9 protein-coding genes are annotated in these 10,475 nt (G+C 68.3%); 2 read left to right on the top strand and 7 right to left on the bottom strand.

Annotation, left to right across the window (positions count from 1 at the left end; translation table 11 throughout):
* Positions 1 to 195: 195 nt before the first annotated feature.
* From ABDV68_RS15670 to ABDV68_RS15660, 3 genes are all read right to left on the bottom strand, one after another.
* Complete coding sequence (locus ABDV68_RS15670; protein ID WP_343521036.1) at positions 196 to 1,368, bottom strand: dipeptidase; 1,173 nt, start codon at positions 1,366 to 1,368, stop codon at positions 196 to 198.
* Between the two features lie 99 nt (positions 1,369 to 1,467).
* Positions 1,468 to 1,944 carry a dihydrofolate reductase gene (locus ABDV68_RS15665; protein WP_343521037.1) on the bottom strand — a complete coding sequence of 159 codons (477 nt, stop codon included), beginning with the start codon at positions 1,942 to 1,944 and terminating at the stop codon, positions 1,468 to 1,470.
* On the bottom strand, positions 1,941 to 2,735 hold the full coding sequence (locus ABDV68_RS15660) for a thymidylate synthase (RefSeq protein ID WP_343521035.1): 795 nt from the start codon (positions 2,733 to 2,735) through the stop codon (positions 1,941 to 1,943). The genes ABDV68_RS15665 and ABDV68_RS15660 overlap by 4 nt, the downstream gene beginning before the upstream one ends.
* A 152-nt stretch (positions 2,736 to 2,887) precedes the next feature.
* Here ABDV68_RS15660 and ABDV68_RS15655 point away from each other — a divergent pair, with 152 nt between their 5' ends.
* Positions 2,888 to 3,289 carry a JAB domain-containing protein gene (locus ABDV68_RS15655; RefSeq protein ID WP_343521034.1) on the top strand — a complete coding sequence of 134 codons (402 nt, stop codon included), beginning with the start codon at positions 2,888 to 2,890 and terminating at the stop codon, positions 3,287 to 3,289.
* Between the two features lie 3 nt (positions 3,290 to 3,292).
* Here the strand turns inward: ABDV68_RS15655 and ABDV68_RS15650 are convergent, their stop codons facing one another.
* The 4 genes from ABDV68_RS15650 to ABDV68_RS15635 all read right to left on the bottom strand — a co-directional run bounded on the left by ABDV68_RS15650 (position 3,293) and on the right by ABDV68_RS15635 (position 9,350).
* On the bottom strand, positions 3,293 to 4,039 hold the full coding sequence (locus ABDV68_RS15650) for a methyltransferase domain-containing protein (protein WP_343521033.1): 747 nt from the start codon (positions 4,037 to 4,039) through the stop codon (positions 3,293 to 3,295).
* A 23-nt stretch (positions 4,040 to 4,062) separates the two neighbouring features.
* A complete protein-coding gene (gene prfB, locus ABDV68_RS15645; protein ID WP_343521032.1) occupies positions 4,063 to 5,190 on the bottom strand; it encodes a peptide chain release factor 2 in 1,128 nt (375 codons plus the stop codon).
* 143 nt (positions 5,191 to 5,333) lie between these two features.
* Positions 5,334 to 7,844, bottom strand: coding sequence for a transglycosylase domain-containing protein (locus tag ABDV68_RS15640; RefSeq protein ID WP_343521031.1), 2,511 nt, complete (start codon positions 7,842 to 7,844; stop codon positions 5,334 to 5,336).
* A 258-nt stretch (positions 7,845 to 8,102) separates the two neighbouring features.
* Positions 8,103 to 9,350 (bottom strand): N-acetylmuramoyl-L-alanine amidase, encoded by a 1,248-nt coding sequence (locus ABDV68_RS15635; protein WP_343521030.1) that lies wholly within the window; start codon positions 9,348 to 9,350, stop codon positions 8,103 to 8,105.
* Positions 9,351 to 9,827: 477 nt separating this feature from the next.
* Between ABDV68_RS15635 and ABDV68_RS15630 the strand changes: the two genes are divergently transcribed.
* Positions 9,828 to 10,475 (top strand): S1 RNA-binding domain-containing protein (locus tag ABDV68_RS15630; protein WP_343521029.1); only part of this gene is annotated, 648 nt, incomplete at its 3' end.

The following is a 10,475-nucleotide window of genomic DNA, read 5'->3' as shown; positions in this document are numbered from 1 at the left end:
CATCAGCGCATAAAAAATACCGCTCCATTGGCGGGGCTATAGGGGCAGGAGGCGAGGAATCAAATCCTCCCCCGCCAGGGGGAGGTGGCATGCGCAGCATGACGGAGGGGGAGGACGCGGTGAGCATGCGGGCGGAGGCATTGCCGTCCTCCCCCTCCGCCGCCTCCAGCGCCACCTCCCCGGGGCGGGGAAGGATTATTGGGCTTGAGGGGCGATCCCCGCCCGCAGCAGGCGCAGCACGTTGCCGCCCATCACCTTGCGGATCTCCTCGGGCGTGAAGCCGCGGTCGACCAGCGCCTGAGTCACGAACACGAGCTGCGCGGTGTCGAAGCCGGTGGTGACCGCGCCGTCGAAGTCGGAGCCGAGCCCGACATGGTCGATCCCGACCAGGTCGCGGACATGCGCGATCGCCGCGGCGACCTTCTCGGGCTCGGTGCCGCAGATCGCCGCGTCCCAATAGCCGATGCCGATCACCCCGCCGGTCCTCGCCACGCCGCGGATCTCGTCGTCGGAGAGGTTGCGGTTGACCTTGCACACCGCCTGCACCCCGCCGTGGCTGGAGACCACGGGGCGCTTCGCCATGGCCAGGATCTCGGCGACTGACTTGTGGCTGGCATGCGCGATGTCGACCACCATGCCGAGCTGCTCCATGCGGCGCACCGTCGCGCGCCCGAGCGGGGTCAGCCCGCCCTTGGCGATCCCGTGCATCGACCCGCCGAGCTCGTTGTCGAAGAAGTGCGTCAGCCCCGCCATGCGGAAGCCTGCGGCGTGGAGCCGGTCGATATTGCCGAGCTTGCCCTCCATGTTCTGGAGGCCCTCGATCGACAGCAGCCCGCCGACGGTCCTGCTGCCCTTTGCCCGTGCGGCGAGCAGGGCATCGAGATCGGCGGGGGTGCGGATCACGCGAAGCTTGCCATCGGACGCCGCGGCGGCGCGCTCGAGCTTCTGCGCATGGAACAGCGAACGCTCGAGCAGCGAGGTCCAGGTGCGCGGCGGCTGGAGCTGGGCGAAGGTCAGCAGCGTGATGTTGTCGGTATCGGCGCCGTTGGCATCGTAATTCTGGTTCTTCGGCGTCTTGGTCACCGAGGAGAAGACCTGCAGCGCGACATTGCCCTCGATCAGCCGGGGCAGATCGACCTGGCCTTGCTTGGAGCGATCGTTGAGGCTGCGCTTCCATAGCAACGTGTCCTCGTGCAGGTCGGCGATCTGCAGGCTCGCGTGGAGTTTGCGCGTCTCCGCGGTGACGGTCGGTAGCCTGGTCGCGACGACCTTGTTCATGTCGCGCTCGACGATCCCGGGCGCCAGCGCGAAGAAGGCGAGCACGGCGACCATCAGCAGGGCGATCGCCCAGAGCCAGTATTTCTTCATCCGACCTCCCATCGTCATCCCGGCCTTGAGCCGGGATCCAGCTTCTTCTTTGTTGCTAAGGACAGCCGGACCCCGGCTCAAGGCCGAGGCGACGAAAGATTATTGCGCGCGGTCCAATGTCACGAAGCTATAGGCCGGGCGGTCACCCTCCGCCGCATGATCCTCGCGCGCCGTCTCGCGCCATTCGGGGCCGAAGGGCGGGACGACGGCGTCGCCCTCGGGCGAAAGGTGCACCTCGGTCAGCTCGATCCGGTCCGCATGGGCCAGGAACAGCGCGAAGATTTCCGCGCCGCCGATCACCGCGATGTCACCCTCCCCCGCGAGCCGTAATGCGTCCTCGACCGATGCCGCGGCTTCCGCGCCATCCGCATGCCACGACGTGTCGCGCGTCAGCACGATGTGGCGGCGCCCCGGCAGCGGGCTCGGGAAGCTCTCGAAGGTCTTGCGGCCCATGACCATCGGCTTGCCCATCGTCTGCGCCTTGAAGCGCTTGAGGTCGGCCGGCAGATGCCAGGGCAGCTTCCCGTCCGCCCCGATCACGCCGTTGTCGGCCCGCGCGAGATGGAAGCTGATCAGACCGCGACCTCGGCCTTGATGTGCGGCTGCGCGACATAGTCGTGCAGCACGAAATCCTCGTACTCGTACGCGTCGATCGAGGCCGGCTTGCGCAGGATCTCGAGCCGCGGGAGCGGCCCTGGCGCACGGGACAGCTGCAGCTCGGCCTGCTCCAGATGATTGGAATAGAGGTGGCAGTCGCCGCCGGTCCAGATGAACTCGCCCGGCTCCAGGTCGCATTGCTGCGCGAGCATATGCGTCAGCAGCGCATAGCTCGCGATGTTGAACGGCACGCCGAGGAAGATGTCGGCCGAGCGCTGGTAGAGCTGGAGCGAGAGCTTGCCGTTGGCGACGTGGCACTGGAACAGGCAGTGGCACGGGGCGAGCGCCATCGCGCCGAGCTCGCCCGGGTTCCAGGCGGAGACGATCATCCGGCGCGAGGCGGGGTTGGTCTTGAGCGTCCCGATCAGTTCCTTGATCTGGTCGATATGGCTGCCGTCGGGCGCCTGCCAGTCGCGCCACTGCTTGCCGTAGACGGGCCCGAGATCGCCATCGTCATCGGCCCATTCGTCCCAGATGCTGACCTTGCGCTCGTTCAGCCACTTCACATTGGTGTCGCCGCGCAGGAACCACAGCAGCTCGACGATGATCGAGCGGAGGTGCAGCTTCTTGGTGGTCAGCACCGGGAAGCCCTGCGCCAGGTCGAAGCGCATCTGGTGCCCGAACACGCTGCGCGTGCCGACCCCGGTGCGGTCCATCTGCACCGCGCCATGGGCCAATGCCCGTTCCATGAGATCGAGATATTGCCGCATCGCCGCCGAACCTAGCCGAGCGCCGGAGCGCCGCCAAGCGCAGCGCGCGGCGAAGCTGTGGATGTTCCTTCATCCGTTATGGAGCGACTGGACTCTCCGCTACGGACAAGGTTCGCCTCGACGGCCCGGACGCTTGCGGCGACGTTGACGCCATGGCGTCGCAAGCGTCTCTCCCAGCCCCCGGCGCGCCGTTCGAGGCGATCGGCCGCATCGTCGCGGACAGCGTCGCCGGGGAACGGGTGGAAGTCGCCGCCTTCGCCTATTGCGACGGCGCGGGGCGCATGCTTGGGCTGCGCCACGCGCGCGGGACCGAGGCGGACGCGATGGACTTGCCGGTGCGGCGAGTCGCGATCGACGCGCTCAGCCTCGATGCCGCGGTCGTGGTGATGGCGCACAACCACCCGCGCGGCGAGGCCTCGCCCAGCCGTGCCGACCGCGATGCGACGCGGCGGCTGGCCGGCGCGCTGCGCGCGCTCGGGGTGCGGCTGCACGAGCATCTGGTGGTCGACGCGAACGGCGGCGCGTGGAGCTTCCGCGCCGCGGGGCTGCTCTAACCGTTACTCGTCCGTCGTCGATTCGGGCTTGGGCGCCCCGGATTTCTGCGGCGCTGGCTGATGGCGGCAGGCCCGGATCGCGTCCGGCTCCGGCCGCGGCCCCTCGGCCTTGAACATCGCGAGATAGCCGCCGGCCGAGGGCATGTCGCGCATCGTCACCAGCCGGTAGCCGACCGCGGCGAACTCGCATTTGAGCAGCTCGGGCGGGGTGCCGTGGTTCTGCGTCTCGCGATCGGCGTCGACCACCACGACCATCCCGTCTGGCCGCAGCGACGGGCGCATGCGCCACAGGAACTCGTACGGCTCCTCGATCTCATGGTACATGTGCACCATCAGGATACGGTCGAAGCTGTTGCCGGGCAGCTTGGGATCCTCGGGCTCGCCCAGGCGCACGCTGACATTGTCGAGCCGCTCGCGCGAGACGCGCTGCGCCAGCCCGTCGCGCACGCCCGGGATGATGTCCTCGGCCAGCACGCGTCCGTTCTTGCCGACGCGCGCGGCGAGTCGGATCGTGTAGTAGCCCTCGCCCGCGCCGATATCGGCGACGGTCGTGCCCGGCTTGATCTGCGCCAGGTCCATCACCGTATCGGCTTCGTTGAGCCGGTCGCGCGCTTCCTCGGTCGACCAGCGCGCCGAGACGATCGTGGCGACGGGCCGGTCGGCGGCGGGGAAGCGCAGGTCCTCGGTCGGCGTCGGCTGCGGGCGCGGCTCCGTGGCGTCGCACCCCGCAACCGCGAGGGCGATCAGCAACAGCAGAGAGGCGCCCGCTGGCCTCAATCCACGTCCTCCACCTCGACCGTCTCGCCGGTCACGCGCTGTGATAGCGCAGCCGCCATGAACGGGTCGAGTGCCCCGTCGAGCACGTCCGACGGGGCGGTCGAGGTGACGCCGGTGCGCAGGTCCTTGACCAGCTGATAGGGCTGGAGGACGTAGCTGCGGATCTGGTGACCCCAGCCGATCTCGGTCTTCGCCGAATAGTCGGTCATCGCCGCCGCCTCGCGCTTCGCCAGCTCGGCTTCATACAGGCGCGCCTTGAGCATGCCCATCGCCGTCGCGCGATTCTTGTGCTGCGAGCGGTCCTGCTGGCTCGCGACGATGATGCCCGAGGGGACGTGGGTGATGCGCACCGCCGAATCGGTGGTGTTGACGTGCTGCCCGCCCGCGCCCGAGGCGCGATAGGTGTCGATCTTGAGGTCGCTCTCGTTGATCTCGATGTCGATCGAATCGTCGATCACCGGATAGACCCACACCGACGAGAAGCTGGTATGGCGGCGCGCCGAGCTGTCGTACGGGCTGATGCGCACCAGCCGGTGCACGCCGCTCTCGGTCTTGGCATAGCCGTACGCATTCTCGCCCTTGATCAGGAGCGTCGCGGACTTGATCCCGGCCTGCTCGCCGGCGTGGTAGTCCATCAGCTCGACCTTGAAGCCGTGGCGCTCGGCCCAGCGCGTGTACATGCGCTGGAGCATCTCCGCCCAGTCCTGGCTCTCGGTACCGCCGGCGCCCGAATGGACTTCGAGATAGGTGTCGTTGGCGTCGGCCTCGCCCGAGAGCAGCGCCTTGACCTTGTCCTCGTCGGCGCGCGCGGCGAGCGCGGCGAGCGCCTGGGTGCCCTCGACCGCCATGGCCTCGTCGCCCTCGGCCTCGGCCATCTCGATCAGCTCGGACGTGTCGGCGAGTTCGCGCTCGATCGCGCGCGTCGCGGTGATCGATTCGTCGAGCCGACGGCGCTCGCGCATCACCTCCTGCGCTTCCTTGGGGTTCTCCCACAAGGTCGGATCCTCGACGCGCGCGTTGAGCTCGTCGAGCCGGCGCAGCGCCTTGTCCCAGTCGAGGAAGCGGCGGAGCAGCGCGAGCGCGTCGTTGATCTTGTCGGCATGTGCCTGCGCTTCGGCGCGCATCGTGGAAAACCTTTCAACTAATCCGTCACCCCAGCGAAAGCTGGGGTCTCTCGCCTCCGATCCTGCGCTTGCCGATGGAGACCCCAGCTTTCGCTGGGGTGACGGGCATGCGGCCGGGCGGCGCGGCGATATAAGAACGCCCGCTAGTAGATTCCGCCCTCGCGTTGCAAGAAGTCGCTGTCGCGCGGGCGTTCCTGCTGGACGGCCTTTTTCTTGACCTCGGCCTTGGGCGCTTCCTCCTCGGCCTCGCGGCGCGAGCGGCGGCGCGGCTCGCTCTCGGGCTTGAACGCTTCCCAGATCACCGCGGCCTTGGGATCGGTGCCCGGCCACGCGCCGAACACGCGGCGGCCCGAAGCGCGGTCGATGCGCACCATGCGGATGCCCGCCGGCGCGGTGAAGGGCAGCACGTCGAGCCCCTCATAGGCCTTTTGCGCGAACTGCTTGAAGATCGGCGCGGCGAGCGTGCCGCCCTGGGCATAGCCGCCGAGATTGGTCGGCGTGTCGTAGCCGATATAGAGGCCGGCGATCATCTGCGGCGTGCCGCCGATGAACCACACGTCGCGCGGCCCCGACGAGGTGCCGGTCTTGCCCATGATCGGGCGGTTGAGGTCGCGCAGGATCGTCGCGGTGCCGCGCTGGATCACGCCCTCGGTGATGTGCACCATCTGATAGGCGCTCATCGCGTCGACCACCTGGCGCGAGCGCGTCACCGGGCGCGGCATCGGCTTGCCGTCCCAGTCGGGCATGTTGCAGCGGTCGCATGGGCGCCAGTTCTGCGGCCAGATCACCTTGCCGTGGCGGTCCTGCGCGAAGTCGATCAGCGACGGGGTCAGCGCGCGGCCGTGATTGACCAGGATCGAATAGGCGTTGACCATCCGCATCACCGTGCTCTCGCCCGCGCCGAGCGAGTAGGACAGGTAGGGCGGATATTTCTGCTGGCTGACGCCCATGCGCTGCATCAGGTCGACGACCTTGTCCATGCCGGTGGTGTTGGCCGCCTGCACGGTCATCAGGTTGCGCGACTGCTCGATGCCCCAGCGCATCGTCTTCGGCCCCGCGCCGCGCGTGCCGCCGAAGTTGCGGAAGCATTTCTGGCCCAGCGCGGCACCCTGATAGACGCAGAACGGCCCGTCGACGATGATCGAGGCGGGGGTCATCCCGTTCTCGAGCGCGGCGGTGTAGACGATCGGCTTGATCGTCGAGCCCGGCTGGCGCTGCGCCTGGGTCGCGCGGTTGAACGCCTGCACCGTCGCGTCGAACCCGCCCTGCATCGCCAGGATGCGGCCGGTATTGGGATCCTGCACGACCATCCCGCCCGACACTTTGGGGATCGAGCGCAGCGCGAACACGCCGCCCTCGGGCGCGACCGCGATCACGTCGCCGCGCTTGAGCGCGTTGAACGCCGCGCCGCCCTGGCCGCGTACCGGCATCTGCGCGCCCGACGCCGGCAAGGTGCCGGTGCGGCCGTCGCCGAAACCGATCTCGGCGCTGCCGCCCGCCTTGGCGATGACGATCGCCGGGCGCCAGTCCTCGTAATCGAGGTTGATGTTGGTGTTGAGCAGCGCGGCGCGCCAATCGTCGCCCGTGAAACTCACCTCGCGCATCGGGCCCGACCAGCCACGGCCGCGGTCGTAGCGCAGCAGCCCGTCGCGCAGCGCCTTCTGCGCCGCCTTCTGGATCTCGGGGTCGAACGAGGTGCGCACCCACAGGCCGCCGGCATAGACGCTGTAGGGCCCGGCCTTCTCGGTCTCCCCGAAGCGATCGAGCAGCTGGCGGCGCACTTCCTCGATGAAATAGCCGCCGAGCGGATCGGCGCTGGGCGACTTGCGCGGCACCGCGCCGAGCGGGGCGGCGACCGCGGCGTCGTGCGCGGCCTGGTCGATATAGCCGTTTTCCAGCATCTGCCCGAGCACCCAGTTGCGCCGCTCGATCGCGCGGTCGGCGTGGCGCTCGGGCATATAGTTGGACGGCCCCTTGGGCAGGATCGCGAGATAGGCGAATTGCGGCAGGCTGAGCTGGCTCAGATCCTTGTCGAAATAGGCGTGCGCCGCGGCCTCGACCCCGAACGCGTTGCGGCCGAGCGCGATCTGGTTGAGGTAGAGCTCGAGGATCTGCTCCTTCGACAGCGTGTTCTCGATGCGGAAGGCGAGGATCGCCTCGCGCGCCTTGCGGACATAGCTCACCTCGTTGGTGAGCAGCAGGTTCTTGGCGACCTGTTGCGTGATGGTCGAGGTGCCACGCGGCGTCTCGCCACTGGTCATCCCCTGCCACGCCGCACGGACCAGGCCGGGATAGTCGACCCCGCCATGTTCGAAGAAGGTCTTGTCCTCGGCCGACAGGAACGCGCCGACCAGCAGCTTGGGATATTCGTCGTAGGACAGCTCGACGCGGCGCTCGCGGGCATAGCTGCGCAGTGGCGTGCCGTCGGCCTGGCGGACATTGGTCGGCAGCGGCGGCTCGTATGCGCGCAGCATGTCGACCGAGGGCAGGTCGCGCAGGAACAGCGCCCACAGCAAGGCGGTGCCGACCCCGGCGAGCAGCGCCAGCCAGGCGAGCAGCTTGAACCACCAGCGGCGGCGGAGCGCGGCGAACCGCCCTCCGGCATCCTCTCGCGTGAACTTGAGCGTGAAATCGGGTTCGGTCGCGTCCGCCATCTTGGGGCGCGGTTTAGCAGGATTGACCGGGGTTGCCAGCCAAGGATGCGGCGGGTTGCGGCGAGCGCTGCGCCGATCTCAAAAAAGAAGATTGTTCACGCAAGGGCGCGAAGGCGCGAAGGCATTGCTTCGGCGCGGAGCGCCCTCCTCCTGTTCAACGTTGCGGCAAGCGAGAACAGCGGAAGAATGAGAGCCGCTGCCGCGGCATACCACCTCTTCGCGCCTTTGCGCCTTTGCGTGAACAATCTTCTTTCTTTGTCACCGCGCCGCCATTCGCGTGGCGAAGTGGATCGCGACCGCGCGGCTCACGCCCTCGGCGATGCGGCGGCGGCCGTCGGCGGAGTTGAGCAGGGCGGCGTCCTTCTCGTTCGAGATATAGCCGGTCTCGAACAGGATCGAGGGTACGTCCGGCGCCTTGAGCACCAGCAGCGAGGCCATGCGGTGGTAGTTCGCCTTGACCGGGATCAGCCCCTGCGCCTCGCGCCCGAGCAGCCGCGCGAACTTGGCCGAGGCGTTCATCGTCTCGCGCTGAGTGAGGTCGATCAGGATCGAGGAGACGTCGCGATTCTGGGTGCCGAGATCGACTCCCGAGAGGATGTCGGACTTGTTCTCGCGCGCTGCGAGGCGGGCGGCCTCCTTGTCCGAGGCGATCTCGGACAAGGTGTACACCGACGCTCCGGTCGCGTCGGGGCTGTGCGCGGCGTCGCAATGGACGGAGATGAACAGCGCCGCGCCGAGTTTGCGCGCGATCTCGAACCGGTCGCGGTGGAGCAGGTAGCGGTCGTCCTCTCGAGTCAGTGCGACGCGCACCCGGCCCGATCCGGCGAGCTCGTCGCGGATCGCCTTGGCGACCTTGAGCGTCAGGTCTTTTTCCTGGAGGCCCTCGGACGAGATCGCACCGGGATCGTGTCCGCCATGGCCGGCATCGATCACCACCAGCGGGCGATCGTCATCGTCGCCATAGATGCGCGGCAGCTTGTAGGCGGCGGGGCGCGGGGGCACCGGGACCGAGACACTGTAGCTGTGCCGCGTCGCGGCGCGGGCGAAGCTGAACGGCGGCAGGAAGCTCATCCGCCCTTCGGCGGCGGCGCGGGCGAAGCGCGCATCGTCGACCGTGCGCAGCTCGAGCGTGAGCGCGGTGCCATCGGCCGAGAAGCGTCCGCTGGTGACGATCGCCGGCCGGGTGAGGTCGAACACGACGCGCGCGCCCTCGCCGCGCACCGCCTGGCGCACCGCCTGCACCGGCCCGCCGACATCGGCGCGCACGCCCGGCCTCGCACCGATCAGGTCGAGCGCGATGCGGTTCGGACCCGCGAGCACGAAGCTCGACGCCTGCGCCACGCGTTCGTCGAACTGGACGACGATGCGGTTCGACTGGACGTCGATGTCGCGGATCGTGCCTGCCCAGCTCGGCGCGCCGGTAAGCCAGCCGGCGAGGAGGGCGAGGAAGAAGGACACCCGGGCGATATGCCGCGCCGGGCTGGCGGGGGTCCAGCCCAAAAGCATGCGCTTATACTCACGAAACGAATTACCCTGACGTCGACCGGGTAGCGGCGCGCGGCTTCAAACGAGGTGAAACGGTGCGGTTAACATCGCATTCGGCATGTTTTTGCCGGCAAGGGCGGCAAGGCGTTGCCGGAGCCCAGGGCGCGCGCGGACCGTTGCGCTTCCGGTTGCCCGCATGGTTGCAGGGTGCTACGCATCCCCGCGACCGGCTTGTGCCGGCCGTTCGCCGCCACCATTTTCGGGCGGTAATTCAGGTTGAAGCTGTGATGTCGCAATTTTCCCGTCGCTCCGATCGCCAGGCCATCGCGGCCGGCCGGTGCGCGACGGCGAAGCATCCGGGCCGCGGGCTCGGGCGTGCGCGCACAGCAGACGCAAATCTTCAAACCAACATCGTCAGCTCCGCCAGAAGCGGTCCGGGCGACATCATTGATCGCGCGCCGCGGCTGACAACCGCACGGCGCGCCCGGAGAACATTAAATGACCATGCGTATGCTGATCGACGCACGCCACCGGGAAGAGACCCGCGTGGCGGTCGTCAAAGGGAACCGAATCGAGGAGTTTGATTTCGAGTCCGCCGAGCGCAAGCAGCTCAAGGGCAATATCTATCTGGCCAAGGTGACCCGCGTGGAGCCGTCGCTCCAGGCGGCGTTCGTCGAATATGGCGGCAACCGCCACGGCTTCCTGGCCTTCAGCGAAATCCACCCCGACTATTACCAGATCCCAAAGGAGGATCGCGACGCGCTCCTGCGCGAGGAGGCCGAGCACGCCGCCGAGGAGGCCGCGCTGCGCGCCGAGGCGGAGGGCGACGAGGATCACGACGACGAGCATGACGGCGGCGACGTCGAGGTGCTCGAGCGTCCCGACGACGAGGACGAGGACGCCGCCGAGACCGGCGATAGTGACGAGGAAGCCGAAGGCGGCCGTCCGCGCCGCCGCGGCCGCCGCGGCAGCGACGACCAGGTCGAGGCGCTGCGCCAGCGCCGCATGAGCCTGCGCCGCCGCTACAAGATCCAGGACGTGATCCGCCGCCGCCAGGTGCTGAGCCAATACAAACAAGGCATGATGCAGAAGTTGTTTAGTCAGCAGATTCGTTTTAAAGCGGATGATGGCAGTGAGTTTGGGGAG

The sequence above is a fragment of the Sphingomonas sp. genome, assembly GCF_039595165.1.
Lineage (GTDB): Bacteria > Pseudomonadota > Alphaproteobacteria > Sphingomonadales > Sphingomonadaceae > Sphingomonas.
This window is presented reverse-complemented; position numbering and strand designations above follow the sequence as displayed.

What these genes read in the sequence shown, in the direction of transcription:
- ABDV68_RS15640 (WP_343521031.1), bottom strand. Translation starts at nt 7,844, where the DNA reads ATGGCGGACGCGACCGAACCCGATTTCACGCTCAAGTTCACGCGAGAG.
- prfB (WP_343521032.1), bottom strand. Translation starts at nt 5,190, where the DNA reads ATGCGCGCCGAAGCGCAGGCACATGCCGACAAGATCAACGACGCGCTC.
- ABDV68_RS15660 (WP_343521035.1), bottom strand. Translation starts at nt 2,735, where the DNA reads ATGCGGCAATATCTCGATCTCATGGAACGGGCATTGGCCCATGGCGCG.
- ABDV68_RS15670 (WP_343521036.1), bottom strand. Translation starts at nt 1,368, where the DNA reads ATGAAGAAATACTGGCTCTGGGCGATCGCCCTGCTGATGGTCGCCGTG.
- ABDV68_RS15635 (WP_343521030.1), bottom strand. Translation starts at nt 9,350, where the DNA reads ATGCTTTTGGGCTGGACCCCCGCCAGCCCGGCGCGGCATATCGCCCGG.
- ABDV68_RS15655 (WP_343521034.1), top strand. Translation starts at nt 2,888, where the DNA reads ATGGCGTCGCAAGCGTCTCTCCCAGCCCCCGGCGCGCCGTTCGAGGCG.